Raw genomic sequence first — 16,851 nt, 5'->3', positions numbered from 1 at the left:
GTGCGTGACGATTTCTCGGTCTCAGGATTTACACCGGATTTTTCAAGTCACGCACCCTTGTATGTTGGCGGTGTACATCGGCGGTGCGTGACGATTTCTCGGTCTCAGGATTTACACCGGATTTTTCAAGTCACGCACCCTACATCTAAAAAAAGGGGCTTGACCCCCCACCCTGAATTGACTAAAATATGGTATATAGATGCACCCTGATGGCGGGGAGAGTTGCGGCTCTCCCTTTTTTTTGCGCGTTTTTCGGGGGATTGGTAGCGGCCGGCCGAAACGCGCCCCCCTTAACTTTGATATAATCGCCACTCGATATCGACGTATCAGCGAGGAAGATCGATCGTGGTGGAGTGGCAAGAAATTTCTGGCGGCGTAACCGCCCCGAGAGGCTATCGCGCGGCGGGCATCGCGGCGGGACTCAAACCGTCGGGAGCAAAAGATTTAGCCTTAATTGTCTCGGACGTCGAAGCGATCGCCGCAGGGGTGTTTACGAAAACTCAGGTTCGGGCGGCTTGCGTCGATTACTGTCGTCAGAAACTTCAGTCCAAGAGCGGCGGCCGCGCTATCCTCTGCAACGCCGGACAAGCCAACGCCGCCACGGGAGAAGCGGGGTGGGAAGACGTGCGAGAAAGCGCCCGCCTCGTCGCCCAAACCTTGAGTATTCCCCTCGATGAAGTCTTTCTCGCCTCAACGGGCGTTATCGGACAGCGCATCAAAATGGACGCCCTGCGGGAAGGCGTTCCCAAAGTGGCCGCCGCCCTATCAGATACCGGCGGAGACAGCGCCGCCGAAGCCATTATCACGACGGATTTAGTCACGAAATCGATCGCCATCGAAGCACAATTCGGCGATCGCACCGTGCGGATGGGGGGAATGTCCAAAGGTTCGGGGATGATTCACCCCAACATGGCCACGATGCTGGCGTTCGTCACCTGCGACGCTGTCGTGTCTTCCCAACTGTGGCAAGATATGCTGCGTCGTGCTGCCGATAAAAGCTTCAACCAAATTACGGTAGATGGCGACACCAGCACCAACGACACGTTGATTGCTTTCGCCAATGGACAATCCCGCACCCCGGCGATCGTCAAAGAGGGGCCAGAAGCCGAAAAACTCGAAGCCATGCTGACGCACGTGTGCCAGCATTTAGCCAAAGCGATCGCCCGCGACGGTGAAGGAGCGACTTGTTTAATTGAAGTGCGAGTTTCGGGAACCGCCAGTGACGACGACGCCCGGAAAATCGCCCGAACGGTGGCGGGTTCTTCCCTCGTTAAATCGGCCATTTTCGGGCGCGATCCCAACTGGGGGCGCATCGCCGCCGCAGCCGGACGCGCTGGGGTAAACTTCGAGCAAGAGAACTTACGAATTAAGCTGGGCGAGTTCCATTTAATGGAAAACGGACAGCCTTTAGACTTCGATCGCGCCGCCGCCAGCGAGTACCTGAAACAACAGGCAGCCGGAGAGTATCTTAAAGACGACACGGTGTCGATCGAGATTAACCTCGGCTATGGTTCTGGTGAGGGCTTCGCCTGGGGTTGCGATCTCAGTTACGACTACGTTCGCATCAACGCGGAATATACGACGTGATGGGGTGATGGTGCGATCGGGATGATGGGGTAATGGTGCGATCGGGATGATGGGATGATGAGATGATGGGGTGAGGTGGTCGGTGGGGGCGGTGCGTGACGCGGTAATACCACATTGACCGGGTTTTACCCCCATTTTCCGGCCGCGTCACAGCACCCTACGACTCTGGCTTCAACAATGAGCGATTTCACTCTCATTCTCAGACGGGCGCGACGCTATCCCCAGGGGGATATTGTCGATATTGGGGTGGAGGGAACGCGCATCGGCGCGATCGCGCCGCAGCTTCCCGCTTCCGCTGTGAGGGAACTTGACGCCGCCGAACGGTTGGTTTCGCCGCCGTTTGTGGAATCTCACATCCATCTGGATTCGGCGTTGACGGCGGGAGAACCTCGTTGGAACGAAAGCGGAACGCTGTTTGAGGGGATTCAGATTTGGGGAGAACGGAAGAAATCTCTTTCGATCGATGATGTCAAACATCGTGCGTTAGAAACGCTCCAACAACAAGCCGCCCAAGGGGTTCTCTGGGTGCGGACTCACGCCGATGTTAGCGAACCGACGTTAAGCGCCCTCAAAGCCTTGTTGGAGGTACGCGACAACGTGGCGGATTGGATGCGGGTGCAGGTGGTGGCGTTTCCGCAGGATGGGATTTACAGCCATCCGAAAAATCTGGAGTTACTGCGAGAAGCGATCGCCTTGGGTGCAGATGCGATCGGCGGAATTCCCCATTACGAACTCACGCGAGAAGATGGGGTAAAGTCTGTGGAAACCGTGTTCGAACTCGCCGAAAAGAGCGATCGCCTCATCGATATTCACTGTGACGAAATTGACGACGAACAGTCGCGGTTTCTCGAAGTCATGGCGGCTTGTACGATTCGCCGCGATATGGGTTCTCGCGTTACCGCCAGCCACACCACGGCGATGGGTTCGTATAACAACGCCTACGCTCAAAAACTTATGGGATTTCTGCAACGGGCGCGGTTGAATCTCATCGCCAATCCATTGATTAATATCACCCTACAAGGGCGTACCGATAGCTATCCGAAACGGCGCGGAGTTACCCGAGTCAAAGAGCTTTGGCAACAGGGACTTAACGTCAGTTTCGGACACGATTGTATTCAAGATCCTTGGTACAGTTTGGGAACGGGAAATATGCTAGATGTGGCGTGGATGGGGTTGCACGTCTGTCAGATGACGGGGCGTGCGGAAATTGACGCCTGTTATGAAATGGTGACGACGAACGGCGCGAAAACGTTAAACGTTGAAAACGAGTACGGTTTGGACATTGGAAAACCGGCGTCGTTTGTGGTGTTGGAGGCGATCGATCCTTTCGACGCTTTGCGACGACGGGCGAGGGTAAAATGGGTGGTATCTCAGGGGAAACAGTTAACCTTCGATTCGCCGTAATTTCACCATGAAAAAACCATCCATATTGTGACGGTGGGGAAACACGCGAATCCAACCTTCGGGAGAGGCGAAGGAGGCGACGGGAGACTCGGAGACGGGGGCTTCGATGCGCCAGTCGTCGTGACTGTCTAAAAACGGTGTCACGACGCCTTCGTTTTCGATATCGTTGACGGTACAAGTGGCGTAGACTAAGACGCCGCCGGGTTTCACCCAACTCGCGCAGGCGTCTAAAAGTTGTCGTTGGAGTTGGGAGAGTTCGATCGCGTTTTCGGGGGTTTGTCGCCAGCGCAAATCCGCCCGTCGGTGGAGGGTTCCCAAGCCGGAACAGGGGGCGTCGAGAAGTACGCGATCGACCGTTCCGTTAAATTGGGATTTTTGGCGACTGTCGCCTTCGAGAATTTTGACGGATTTGAGTTGCAGGCGATCGCAATTTTGACGCACTTTTTTCAACCGCGACGGCGTCGGATCGATCGCCCAAATTGTCCCGGTATCCTGCATTAACTCAGCGATATGGGTGGTTTTTCCCCCAGGTGCAGCGCACGCATCGACGATGACTTCTTCCGGTTGCGGTTCGAGGAGATGGGTGACTAACTGGGCGCTACTGTCTTGTACTGTCCACCATCCCTCAGCATATCCCGGTAACGCTTCGATTTTTCCGGCACTTTGTAATTTTAAACCTTGGGGAATGTAGGGGATTTGTTCGACGTTTGCTCCTGCCTCTTGTAAGGCAGGAGCAACCGTTTCGATCGTAGTTTTTAAGGGATTAATTCGTAAGTGAACGCTGGGGGGTGTATTAAACCACTGACACAACTGTTCGGTTTCTTCAAAACTGAAGCGATCGCTCCAAGTTTTGACAATCCAATCGGGATAACTGTAGCGAATTCCCAATCTCGAAATAGGTTCTTCGGGAAGAATTTCTTCTGGAAATGGTTTTTTATTAGGGTTTTTATCTCGATATCGCAAATACTGACGTAATACCCCGTTAACGACGCCGGATAACCCCATCATACGGTTCGCTTTCGCCAGCTTGACGGTGGTATCGACAGCCGCCGCGTCGGAGATGCGATCGAGAAACACGAGTTGATAAAATCCTAAGTGCAGTAAAATCCGCAAATCAGGGGGTTGTTGGTGGGCGGGTTTCTTGGCGAAGCGATCGAGAATGGCATCGAGCGATCGCGCCCCCCGAACGCAGCCATAAACTAATTCAGTGGCTAAGCCGCGATCGAGCGGTTTTAACTGAGCTTTTGCCAACTGGCGATCGAGGGCAACATCAGCGTAAGCCCCTTTGCGATCGACATCTTTTAACGCAAGAAATGCAACTTGACGAGGATTTGAAAGAATCAATTTTTTAAGATTGAGACAAGAGAGACAAGGAAAACAAGGGAGATAAGGAGTCGGTGCGTGACGAGTTTGCCGGTTTCGCGCCAAATTTCTCGTGTCTTTAGGTCACGCACCCTACAACTGTTCGTGGCTGACTGTTCGCGGTTCGCGTTCTAAAGGTGCGTGACGCGGGAAATCCCATCGGGCTTTCAATAAAAGACATTTTATGCCCGCGTCACACACCCTACGACTATCAAATATCAATTGTCAATTATAATAGTCCGACTTCTTGCAACATTTCTGACATTTTGGAAGGACTGACTAACGTATTTGCACACATAATTCCCGAGGCAGCAACAGCAGGAACGCCAATGCCAGGAAGCGTAGAGTCACCCACCCGATACAGTCCTTTAACGGGCGTGTGAATCGTCGGGTAAATCCCTCGAATTGGAGGAATTGCCGGACCGTAAGTCCCTTGATAGCGTCGCAAAAATCGCGCGTGCGTGACGGGAGTTCCTATCATCTCGAATTCGATGCGATCGCGCAAGTCAGGAATAATTTTTTCGACTGCCCGATAAAGCGATCGCGATCGCTCTTGTTTTCGCCGTTCGTAATCGGCATCGAGTTTCCAATCGCGATAGGGTTCGAGAGTGTAAGCGTGGAGTGCGTGATATCCCTCCGGGGCGAGGGTTTTATCCCATACTGTAGGAATCGAAATCATGCAGGTATTCCCTGGAACGGTAATATCGGCCAGTTCGTCCAACACGACGACGTGATGTCCCGTCAACCCGTCTAAACCGTCGCTGCGGATACCCAGATTCAGGTGCATGAAACTATCGATGGCGGGAAGCGACAGGTTTTCTTGACGGTAAGTCGGCGGTAAATCGGCCGCATCGAGGAGTTTGAGATACGTATCCCAAACTGTGGCGTTAGAAATGACGACAGGGGCAGAAATCGTTTCACCTCCGCGCAACCGAACGCCCCGCACTTCTCCCGATTCGACTAAAATTTTCTCGACGTGGGTTTTCAGGCGTAACTCGCCCCCCCATTTTTTCAATCCCCTGACCAACGCGTCCACGATCGCCGCACTTCCCCCGAGGGGATAGTCTACCGTCGATCGCGCCCGTTCCCCGAACATGAACGCCACTTCTGGGGCGATAGTACCGTAGGCTTTCAATCCCGACAGCAGGAAACATTCGAGATCGATCGTGCGTTTGACCCAAGGATTGCGAACGCACTCGTCCATCAACTCCCCAACAGTTCGCTGCATTAACCCCATCGCGGGCAGTAATTTAAACAGCCGAAAGGGATAATGTCGGACGAGAAAGGGAATTGCTTCCCAATCGAGGCGCAATGCCAGCGGTGGAATGCCTCGCAGCGCTTCGTAGATCGTCGCTAACCGCCGTTCTAAGCGGCTGAATTCTCGGGCGCCATCGGGGGTAATTTCGGCGATCGCCTGTCGGTAGCGATCGATATCGCTACAAACTTCGAGCGTTCCATCGGGAAAATGATAGTGACCGAGGGGATCGTAGGGAATGGTTTCGATCGCTTCGTCCAAAACCGACAGCACTTGGCGTAGTGGGTTGAGACTGCTGGGATCGGTCAATCCGCAAAAAAACGACGGTCCGGCATCGAAATGAAATCCCTGGCGCGAGAAGCCGTGTGCCGAACCGCCGGGAATCGTATGACTCTCGCACAGCAGTACCGAGAACCCGTATCGTGCCAGCATAGAGGCGGTGACAAGCCCGCCAATGCCGCTACCGATAACAACGACTTCTACATCAGACATGGGTTAGGAAAGAGATGGATGCCACCTTTCCATGTAAACCGAAAAGTGGGTGAAACTCAATGTAGAAATCTAAGGAATTTTCCACATCAGAACCTTAGAAAGAACGTTCGAGGCGATCTCAGTTGCGATCGCCCCCGTACCCCTCAAACGCCTCACGACCAAAAATCCGTCGGATCGTAGCCCAATTCACCTAACATTCGTCGGAATAACGGCATACTCAAACCGATGACGTTGCTGTGACAGCCTTCGAGTTTCTCCACGAACAAACTTCCGCGTCCGTCGATGGCAAAACATCCCGCACAGTTAAGGGGTTCCTCAGTGGCCACGTAGGCTTCAATTTGGCGATCGCTCAATTGGGCAAAGTGAACTCGCGTCGTCTCGCAGTTGACAATTGTTGTATTTTGTGCTATGTCAACGATCGCGTGTCCGGTATAAAGTTCACCTACCTGTCCTCGCATTTCTTTCCAACGTTTGACGGCAGCTTCAGGATTTTCAGGTTTTCCATAAATGCGATCCTCAAGGAGCAGCACCGAATCGCAAGCGAGGATCAGCACCGACTCGGGATTTCGCACCGTCGTCGTTCGTGGCGGGGTGTTTCCGTGACGAACCTGCGTCGCGATACTTTCAGCCTTAAGTTGCGCTAACGTTTGCACCAACGCCACAGGATTTGTCAGTTGAACTTGCGATTCGTCGAAATGGCTCGGACAAACGATCGGTTCGATTCCCGCGTTGTGTAGCAATTGACGGCGAGCGGGAGAGGCAGAAGCCAGAATCAGAATCGGTTGACTCATGGTGGGGAGAGGGGGAGAGGGGGAGCAAGGGAGAGGGGGAGAAACTGTCAACTCTCAACTGTCCTCACTGTTTCGCGGCTGACTGTTCGCTGCTCGCTGTAAAAGGGGAGAGATCGCATCATCTCGTTATCCGGTCGTCTCGATCGCCCCGAGCGTGCGAGGTTTAGTAAACAAAGAAAGACTTTGCCACGAAACGGAGTTTATCTTGAATTTCCTTCCAGCGTCGATCGGTCGTCGAGACGTTGAGCGTAAAGAGTTTGTTGCGGGAAATCGCAATACTCGCGATGTTGTGTCGTAGGCGATCGGGTAACTGAACGGCGTATTCAAAAATATAGTAAGTTTTTCCGTCCTCGTCTTGTCGCGATTCGGCGTCGATCAGTTCGGCGACGCGATCGGACCCTTCCGGAGCGATCGCACGTTTAGATAGCTCGTATCCGACCTCTGTAGGCGTTCCGAGATCGGCGAGAGTTTGACCTTCCGGAACCGGATTGATAATCACGCTGACGTTCTCACTGCGTTCGATGAGGTCGTGGAAAATTGCATCTGGCGTCAGGTTCGTTGCGTCCATCTCGATCCATTCGTTCGGATAGAGAAAGCGATAGCCATCGTAACTATCCACATACGAGGTTAAGCCGCTCGTAGGAGAAGTCGAGCAACTCGTCAGCGTGACTGTCACTGCAACCAGCAAGATCGCCGCAATTCGTTTGAGCATGACTGTTCGAGGGTGAATGAGGTGCGGAAGTCGGGGCGCACACCGCCCCATTCACCATCCGATGAATTTGCCATCACGTCAAGTCTGGCGAGGAGATGAGGAGATGAGGAGAAACGGGTTCGGTGCGTGACGAGTCGATCGGTTGGGTGCAATATCGTTCCTGTCTTTAGGTCACGTACCCTTGTATGTGGGTGGTGTACATTGGCGGTGCGTGACGATTTATAGGTCTCACCATCGACACCCTATTTTTCAAGTCACGCACCCTACAACACGGCACGCTGTTCGCTGTTCGCGGTAAAAGATACACTCAAAGTGATAAGCTGTCGCACCGGACAGCCGCACACGAACCGTTTTAGGACGATGAACGCAGCGAACCCACCTTCCGTCAGTGCTTTCGATCGCGCCATGATGCAGCGTTGTCTGACCCTTGCGCGTCAGGCGTTGGGGCGGACTGCGCCGAATCCGATGGTGGGGGCGGTCGTCGTCAGCAACGGTCAAATCGTCGGAGAAGGGTTTCATCCCAAAGCCGGAGACCCTCATGCGGAAGTGTTCGCATTGCGCGAAGCGGGCGATCGCGCCAAAGGTGCCACAGTATACGTCAGCTTAGAGCCGTGCAACCATCACGGACGAACGCCTCCCTGTTCGGATGCGTTGGTAGAAGCTGGGGTGGCGAAAGTCGTCGTGGGAACCGTCGATCCCAACCCTAAAGTCGGTGGGGGGGGCGTCAAGCGTTTGCGGGACGCGGAAATTGAAGTCGTCATCGGTGTCGAAGAAGAAGACTGTCGCCGTCTCAACGAAGCCTTTTTCCACCGAATTCTCTATCACCGTCCGTTTGGGATTTTGAAGTACGCCATGACCCTCGATGGGAAAATCGCCAGTACCACCGGACATAGTGCGTGGGTGACGGGAACCGAAGCCAGAAGCGAAGTGCATCATCTTCGCAGTGTCTGCGATGCAGTGATCGTGGGGGGAAATACCGTCCGCTGCGATAACCCGCGTTTGACGAGTCACGATACAGAGTCGCGCAATCCCCTGCGCGTCGTGATGACGAGAACTCTCGATTTACCGACTCAGGCGAGGTTGTGGGACGTATCGGAAGCCCCGACGTTGGTGGTGACGGAGAAAGGCGTCAAGCCAGAGGTTCAACGCCAGTTACGCGATCGTGGTGTGGAAGTCGTTGAGGTTATCGACGTGACGCCAGATAAGGTGTTGCAACTGCTGTTCGATCGCGACGCCATGTCGGTATTATGGGAATGTGGCGGAACTCTAGCGGCTCGTGCGATCGCCGACGGTGCGATTCAAAAAGTTTTGGCATTTATCGCCCCTAAAATTGTCGGCGGAACCGACGCCCCCACCCCCATCGGCGATTTAGGACTCGAAAAAATGACCGACGCGTTAACACTCGAACGCCTCCGCTGGTATTCCGTCGGTCGAGATTTCGTGATGGAAGGCTATTTACCCAAGCCGTTGGCGTCTCGGTGAGGCGATCGCTTTTGCAAAATCCCATTGGGACGCTGTGGACAGCGTCCCGACTGAGAGGAGGTTTTCAAGCCAGATTCCGAGTTGTTCGGAGAATTAGACGAATTCAAAAGCAGGACTCGCTAAATCGAGATCGCTGACTCCTTCAACCACACTAATCAACTCAGACTCGTTATTAACAGTCCGATAAATGTCAATATCGTTACCGTTAGCAGCCGGTCGCAACTCGTAGTTCGCCGCCGTCCCGCTCAAGCGCACCACATCTCCCTCACTGGCGTTAAAATCCGTAATCGAGGCATAGTCGTCGAGTCCCGCAGTGGCCGCGTCGCCATCGTCGTAGTAAGCTTGCGTCGCATCACCGAGAACGAACGTATCGGCTCCTCCATCTCCCGTCAGCTCGTCGATTTCACCCGAACCGGGGGTTATCTGGTTGGGATCGACCCCAATTAAAACATCGTCATCGCTGCCTCCCGTCAGGATATCGTTGCCGCCGCTTCCAAACTGAACGTTCGTTCCCTCGTAAACCTTGATGTTACGAAACTCGCTGCTGGCGGTCGGATTGTTCGTATCGTGGTCGTTCGTCAAAATCAAGTAAGGCATCGATCCCGTGAAAAAGTCTCCCACGCGAATCTGATAAAACTTCCACTCGTCCGACTGTGCCGCGTAGTTTTCATATTCACTTAGACCCCAATTTTGTGTTCCGTAAAACTTAAAGAGGCGATCGCTGCTCACGCGGTTATCGTTGTCAAAGCCGATGCCGTGAATCTCACCCTGCGACGTACTGCGGAATTCCAACTCCAAAATCGTGTCGGCGGTGACAGTGTAATCCAAGTTAATCCGCTTCCAACTATTGCCTTGCAGTTGCAGAGAACTGCCATCGGGACTCAGCGTCACCTGGGGTGACGCATCCTGTCCGTTGTAGGCAGACTCGAGAGGATAAGCCTCAGACGTGCCATTTGTCGTCACAGTCAACGTGGGAAGGTCTGCCGGAACCTCCTCGACTAGTTCGAGATTGCGGAACTGACTGTTGGCTGTCGGATTGCTCACATCGTGGTCGTTCGTCAGCGTGAGAGAGTTCATCGGGCCGGTGAAGAACTCACCCACGGGAATCTCGTAACTTTGCCAGACATCGGGAGTAGCGTAGTTATCGAACGCACGGAGACCCCAATTCTGCGTTCCGTACAGCTTGAACGTGCGGTTCGAACTGATATTGTTGTCCGTATCGAAGCCGATGCCGTGAATCTCGCCGCGAGCGGTACTTTTGAAGTCGAACTTGAGGACGGTGTAAGGGGTAATCGTGTAATCCAAGGACAGCTTTTTCCAGCTATTGCCGGTAATATCCACGCTACTGCCATCGGGGGCAAAGGTCAGTTGCGAAGTGACATCCTGAGAGCCGCCGTAGGAATCGACAGCGTAGAACTCCGTCGAACCGTCAGCGGTAACTTCCAGGCGATCGTTGGGCACCATAGCATCGACAACCACATCGACCGTCGCCGTATCCGTGAGAGTGCCATCGCTGAGGTCGTAAGTAAAACTGTCGCTACCGCTAAAGCCTGTATTGGGAGTGTAGGTCAGCGTTCCATCGGCGTTGAGGTCTACTGTACCGTTGCCAGCATCACTCACCGCCGCGACGCTGAGGGAATCTCCATCAACATCGCTATCGTTGCTGAGAACCTCGAAGGTGACAGCAGTATTTTCCAGCGTACTGATGCTATCGTCTGATGCCACCGGAGCGTCGTTGACGGGATTGATGGCGAGATTGACGGTCGCTGTATCGGTGAAGGTTCCATCGCTGATTTCGTAAGTAAAGCTATCAGAACCGTTGAAGTTGGCCGCGGGGGTATAGCTGAAGGAACCGTCACTGTTAAAGCTGAGGCTGCCGTTAGCCACATCGGTGAGGAGCGTTGCCGTTAGCGGGTCGCCATCGGGGTCGCTATCGTTGGTTAAGACGTTGCCGCTGAGGTCGGTGTCTTCGTCGCCACTGAAGCTATCGTCACCTGTGATTGGGGAATTGTTCGTCGGGGGAGTCAAGTTAGATTCAAAGGCTCCAATATCGAGGCGATCGTCTACGACGCGCGGGAATCCCGTACCTCGTTGGTCGAAATCGGGAGGAGGTGCAAAGTTGGGATCTCCGGCATTAATGGCAGGACTACCGGAGAGTAAGGCATGGGTGAACGTGGAACCGCTGTTGTCTTGTAACGGAGTTAACAGCGGATCGATGGGATTTGTTGTCGTGCCGACCAAATCGCCAGTATTGGTGAAGCCCGTGCTACCCGTGTCGTCACCAATCAAGTTATATCCATTACTGGTGAAGTCGCCGGACACGTCGGAATGGATAGTTCCACCACCAGCATTATTGGGTGTATCGAAGTTTCCGGCAATGAGGGTATTGGCGATTTGTGCTGTACCTAAATCTCCGAAAATGCCACCGCCGTCACCGCTTCCATCACTGTTACTATCAGCGGTGTTTGCCGCGATCGTGCTATTGTTCACCGTCAAGTCGGCGTTGTTGAAAATGCCACCCCCCGATTCACCAGCCGCGTTACCACTAATGGTGCTGTTGTCGAGGTTAACGGTACCCTCCCTGTTGTAGATTCCCGCTCCGGAACCACTGGCTTGGTTGCCGCTAATAACGGTGTCCGTCACGGTTAGATTGCCTAACCCGTAACTTCCGATATTCAGGATACCGCCCCCATTGGCTGTGGTGCTGTTGCCAGAAATGGTACTGCTAATGACGGTCAAATTCCCGCCAAAGTTTTCGATGCCGCCTCCCCCACTAACTCCGGGATTTGCACCGTTCCCCGAGATTGTGCTGTTAATTACGGTGAGGTCGGCTATACCATTATTGATAACGCCTATACCGTTATTGTTCGCGATCAGGCTATTACTAATGGTGGCTGTCCCACCGGGATCGTTGATAAATCCAGCGGATTCGCTACCCGTGATGACGATATTATCTGCGGTGAGGATACTGCCCCCAGAGCCGTTAAATAGAGGATTCCCCAAAAATTTACTGCTGGTAACCGTTAGATTTTCGTTGTTTCCGACACCGTCGGCGAAGGTCAGTCCATCGAGAGCAACTTCGATTTTAGTGCTGTTGTTAGAGTCATTAACGCTGACATCGTCACTCAGGGTTATTAAATCGGAGCCTAGACCGTTAATGGTCATCGGCTTGTCGATCGCCCATGCCCCTAACCCCGTGCCAATGGTTCCCAAGCCAAGGCCAACATCTTGAGTGGCAAGGTTGGGGTCGAAAGTAATCGTGCCACCTACGCCAATTAAGTCGAGTGCTTCTCGGAAGGATAAATCACCGGCGCTGAAGTCACCGTCGTTTTCATCGAGCAAGGTATCTACAACGAGGACATCAAAGGAGGGAGTCACGGTGAGGTTAACAGTTGCTGTGGCAGTGCCACCGTTGCCGTCGTCGATGGTGTAGGTGAAGCTATCGTCTCCGCTGAAGTTGGCATCGGGCGTGTAGGTGAGGGTATTATCGGCATCAATCGCCACTGCGCCGTTGCTGGGGGTTCCCACACTGCTGACACTCAGCGTGTCGCCATCAATGTCGGTATCGTTGCTGAGTACGTCGATCGCCACGGGCGTACCTTCACTCGTGCTGGCCACGTCATTAACAGCTACGGGAGCGTCGTTAACCGGGTTGACGGTGAGAGCGACTGTGGCGGTATCGGTGAAAGCGCCATCGCTGACTTCGTAGGTAAAATTATCGCTACCGTTGAAGTTGGGGTCGGGGGTATAAGTAAAGCTGCCGTCGTTGTTGAGATTGAGAGTTCCATGGGCGACATCGGCCAGCAGTGTTGCCGTTAGTGTATCGCTATCGGGGTCGTTGTCGTTACTGAGGATGCCTTCGTTGGGAGCGATCGCTAAAATTGTATCTTCATCGAGACTGTAAAGATCGTCTGTGGCGATCGGCGATTGGTTCAGTCCGAAGATATTATCTGGGGTATTGTTGACGATCGCCGTGTTGGTTTGGCTGAAGTTGCCGCTTTCAAAGAAGACGCCGCCGCCGTTTCCGGGATTGGCGGTGTTGTTCTCGATCGCACTATCGATTAAGGTGACATCACCGCTAACATAGAGACCTCCGCCGTTACTGGCGGTGTTGTTGGAAATCGTCGTTCCGTCGATGGTACTGGAACCTCGGTTGAAAATTCCCCCGCCGCTGAGAGCGATATTTCCGGTGATATTGCTCTGCGTCAGCGTTAAGTCTCCGCCGTCGTTGTTGATGCCACCCCCATCGACAGTTGCAGTATTGTCAGAAATGCTGCTGTTATCGAGGCTAACAACCCCTTCGTTGTTATGAATTCCGGCTCCCGAACCGTCGGCTTGGTTGCCGCTGATAACGGTATCTGTCACGCTCAGAGTGGCTGACCAGTACGGCGAACTCCGATAGTTGATAATGCCGCCACCGTTACCCGTCGTACTGTTGCCGGAAACGGTACTGCTCGTGACGGTTACATTTCCGTCGTAATTGACAATCCCGCCTCCCCCATCGACAAGTCCAAATCCATCGCTCGAGGCGTTGTCTGAAATCGTACTGTTAATGACGGTGAGGTCGCCTTCGTTGTTGAGGAGACCCGTTCCGTTATTGTTGGTAATGAGGCTGTTTTGAATGGTGGCGGTTCCACCGATGTCGTTGATAAATCCATCCGTATCGCTGCCGGTGATGACGATGTTATCTGCTGTAAAGATACTACCACCATAGGCATTGAAGATATTATTGCTAACGGTACTGTTGTTAACCGTTAGATTTTCATTGTTTTCAACTCCTTCGGTTAGGTTCAGTCCGTCAATGGTGACATCGATTTTAGTGCTGCCGTTCGAGTCGTTCGCAACGAGCTTGCTGTCAAGGGTTATGAAGCTGAAACCCTCAATGGTGACGGCCTTATTTATCTCCACCGTCCCAAGTAGATCGCCGATGGTTCCTAAGCCAAAGCCAACATCTTGATTGACCAGGCTGGTATCGAAGGTAATGGTGCCACCTGAATCCACTAAGCCGATCGCTTCTCGGAAGGATAAATCACCGGCACTGTAGTTACCATCGTTTTCATCGACTAAGGTATCTACGACAATCGCGAGCGGGTCGTTGTTGATGGAGGAAACAACATTTAGATCGACGGTTGCGGTTGCACTGCCTCCATTGCCATCGGTGACTTCATAGACAAAGCTATCTAAACCCGTGAAGTTGGGAGCAGGCGTATAATCAAACGAGCCATCGGTATTCAGAACCAGGTTTCCGTTGAGAACGTCGCTCACCAGTGATGCATTGAGCGGATCGCCATTTGGGTCGCTGTCGTTGGCCAACACATCTCCAACAAACAGGGTATCTTTCTCTAAGACGAAGCGATCGTTCTGTGCGACTGGATCGTCATTGCCAGCAGGAGGCGTTAAGTCCGATTCAAAGGCTCCGATATCGAGGCGACTGTTGACCACACGCGGGAATCCCGTACCTCGCTGATCGAAATCGGGAGGTGGGGTAAAGTTGGGATCTCCGGCATTGATGGCGGGACTACCGGTTTGCAATCCATGGGTGAACGTCGAACCGCTGTTGTCTTGTAACGGAGTTAACAGCGGGTCGAGGGGAGTCGTATTCGTCCCCACCAAATCGCCGGTACTGGTAAATCCCGTACTGCCGTTGTCATTACCAATTAAGTTATAACCGTTACTGGTGAAGTTGCCCGCAACGTCGGGGGCGATCGCTCCAGAACCGGCATTGTTCGGCGTGTCGAAGTTTCCGGCAACAATGGTATTGCGAAGATCGACGGTTCCATTGTTTATAGGGGGGCTGGCATCGATCGTTCCGTTAAAGATTCCACCCCCGTCACCAATGCCGTTACCGTCGTTATCGGCAACGTTCGCGGCGATCGTGCTGTTTTGAACCGTAAGATCGCCGCCATTGTTGAAAATGCCGCCCCCTGCAATATTGACCTGGTTGTTGCTGACAGTACTGTTGGTTAAGGTGAGACTTCCCATATTTCGGATGCCGCCACCTTCATCACCGGCTTGGTTGTTGCTCACCGTGCTGTCGAGAATCTCTAAGGTTCCTAAGTTGTCGAGACCGCCACCAAACCCCTCTCCGTAGGAGTCAAACGATCGATTGTTGTCGATCGAGCTGCCGATTAAACTCAGATTGCCGCTGTTGTGGATGCCACCGCCAAAGTTTCCTAAATTGCCGCTAATGGTGCTTTCGCGCACCGTAGCCGTACTGTTTGAAAAAACTTGAATGCCACCGCCGAAATAGCCGGCATTGTCTGCAATAACGCTATTGTCAACTGTCAGAGTTCCCTGACTGTAAGTGGTGTTGCTAAAAATACCGTTGCCCAAATTCCCGCTAACCGTACTGCCAGTGACGGTCAAATCGGCTTTATTGAAAATTCCACCGCCATTACCGGAAGTTTGTCGGTTGTTGTTAACCGTGCTGTTCTCGATTTCAACAGTGCCGTTGTGATTGTGAATTCCACCCCCATCGCGATAGGCTTGGTTGCCACTCACCTCACTGTTTTGTAACTCGACCACGCCTTCTCGGTTGTAGATACCACCTCCTTCGCTCCGGTGGGTAGATGCATCGTTATCGTTGATAGCACTGTCTAAGGCGGTTAGCGTTCCCTGGGTGTAGATTCCTGCCCCTCGTCCGAAGGCGCCTGTGAAACCGCCTCCATCGAGGATGCGATTTCCGGCAATGGTGCTGTTGTTGAGGGTCAGCGTACCAAGGCTGTAGATGCCAGCCCCACGACCTGGGGTATCCTCTGTTGAAGATTCGATCGTGTTGCTGTTGACTGTGGTGTTGTTGAGGGTCAGAGTGCCGTTGCTGTAAATCCCTGCCCCTCGAAGTGGAATTCGGACGAACGAAGTTGGAGGAAGATTATCGCCGGTAATGATGTTGTTGCTGAGATGACTGTCAGCGATCGTTAAATTTTCCTGGTTGAAGACACCGCCACCATCCTGGTCAGCAGAACCGTCGGTGATGCTCAATCCTTGAATCGTAACGTCGATCGCCGTGCTGTCGTTCCCATCGTCAACCCGAAAGACACGAGAGTTACCGTTGCCGCTAACGGTCAGTTGGTTTGCACCCAGACCGTCGAGGGTGATGGATTTATCGATATTTAACTCGCCTAGTATTAAACCAATTGTCCCTAAGCCAAATCCGGTATCTTGGTTCGCTAAGTTAGCATCAAAAGCGATCGCATCGCCGTCGTTGGCTAAGCTGATGGCTTCTCGTAAAGATAGATCGTTAGCGCTGTAGTCGCCGTCATTTTCGTCGAATAGGGTTCCAATTATGAAGGTATTGCCTGACATGGCTTTAATCGTCCTTTTTTGATTTTTTGTTCAGTGAAATTGCAGTTCTATCGCATTTTTTGGGTGCATCTCAAAAATGTAAATCTATACGAAAGAATAAGGATTTCAGCCTCCAATTCTCATATTTTTTTTTTAAAAAACTGAGATGTACCCCATTTTTTTACATTTTGCGATCGCTTAAAGCTGTAGTTCAAAAATGGCAACAGCGATTTCGAGCTTCTATTAAAAAATGAAGCTGCAAAGCGTGCCGTTTTTTAAAAAACGAGCTTATGAAATATAGAAATCAGATCGGCGACATCGATCTCGAAAATTTCAAGTTTCGATCGCCTAGCTCGGCTAGAATTTCGAGCGTTGTGGGGCCGTGTTTCTGAAGAAAAATGTCTGGAGCAAAGCTCGGTGTTTTCACTTAAGCACGTGATTTCGAGCTGCCCGCTCGTTCGCAAAAAACTTGAAAAGTCTAA

8 protein-coding genes are annotated in these 16,851 nt (G+C 52.7%); 3 read left to right on the top strand and 5 right to left on the bottom strand.

The features are described 5' to 3' along the window. Nucleotides 1-345: 345 nt before the first annotated feature. The gene (argJ, locus tag POG22_RS22690) at nucleotides 346-1,587 is read left to right on the top strand and encodes a bifunctional ornithine acetyltransferase/N-acetylglutamate synthase (RefSeq protein WP_498907227.1); all 1,242 of its coding nucleotides are present in this window, start codon (nucleotides 346-348) and stop codon (nucleotides 1,585-1,587) included. Nucleotides 1,588-1,764: 177 nt separating this feature from the next. Continuing rightward, a complete protein-coding gene (gene codA, locus POG22_RS22685) occupies nucleotides 1,765-2,991 on the top strand; it encodes a cytosine deaminase (RefSeq protein WP_498907226.1) in 1,227 nt (408 codons plus the stop codon). Here the strand turns inward: codA and POG22_RS22680 are convergent. From POG22_RS22680 to psbP, 4 genes are all read right to left on the bottom strand, one after another. After that, nucleotides 2,971-4,335, bottom strand: coding sequence for a 16S rRNA (cytosine(967)-C(5))-methyltransferase (locus tag POG22_RS22680; RefSeq protein ID WP_498907225.1), 1,365 nt, complete (start codon nucleotides 4,333-4,335; stop codon nucleotides 2,971-2,973). The two genes, codA and POG22_RS22680, sit on opposite strands and share 21 nt — an antisense overlap. Before the next feature lie 247 nt (nucleotides 4,336-4,582). Then, on the bottom strand, nucleotides 4,583-6,100 hold the full coding sequence (locus POG22_RS22675) for a phytoene desaturase family protein (protein WP_026097849.1): 1,518 nt from the start codon (nucleotides 6,098-6,100) through the stop codon (nucleotides 4,583-4,585). A gap of 152 nt (nucleotides 6,101-6,252) precedes the next feature. Further along, nucleotides 6,253-6,891 (bottom strand): nucleoside triphosphate pyrophosphatase, encoded by a 639-nt coding sequence (locus POG22_RS22670; protein ID WP_498907224.1) that lies wholly within the window; start codon nucleotides 6,889-6,891, stop codon nucleotides 6,253-6,255. A 163-nt stretch (nucleotides 6,892-7,054) separates the two neighbouring features. Further along, on the bottom strand, nucleotides 7,055-7,603 hold the full coding sequence (gene psbP, locus POG22_RS22665) for a photosystem II reaction center PsbP (RefSeq protein ID WP_017662512.1): 549 nt from the start codon (nucleotides 7,601-7,603) through the stop codon (nucleotides 7,055-7,057). A gap of 360 nt (nucleotides 7,604-7,963) precedes the next feature. Between psbP and ribD the strand changes: the two genes are divergently transcribed. Then, a complete protein-coding gene (gene ribD / locus POG22_RS22660; protein WP_498907223.1) occupies nucleotides 7,964-9,085 on the top strand; it encodes a bifunctional diaminohydroxyphosphoribosylaminopyrimidine deaminase/5-amino-6-(5-phosphoribosylamino)uracil reductase RibD in 1,122 nt (373 codons plus the stop codon). A 93-nt stretch (nucleotides 9,086-9,178) separates the two neighbouring features. On the opposite strand, the gene POG22_RS22655 is transcribed toward ribD, so the two are convergent. Next, nucleotides 9,179-16,390 (bottom strand): Ig-like domain-containing protein, encoded by a 7,212-nt coding sequence (locus tag POG22_RS22655; protein WP_498907222.1) that lies wholly within the window; start codon nucleotides 16,388-16,390, stop codon nucleotides 9,179-9,181. Nucleotides 16,391-16,851 lie beyond the last annotated feature (461 nt).

It is taken from the genome of Geitlerinema sp. CS-897, from assembly GCF_028368005.1.
Taxonomy (GTDB): domain Bacteria; phylum Cyanobacteriota; class Cyanobacteriia; order Cyanobacteriales; family Geitlerinemataceae; genus Baaleninema; species Baaleninema simplex.
Note: the sequence above shows the minus strand (reverse complement) of the source record. Positions and strands in the feature narration are given on the sequence as shown.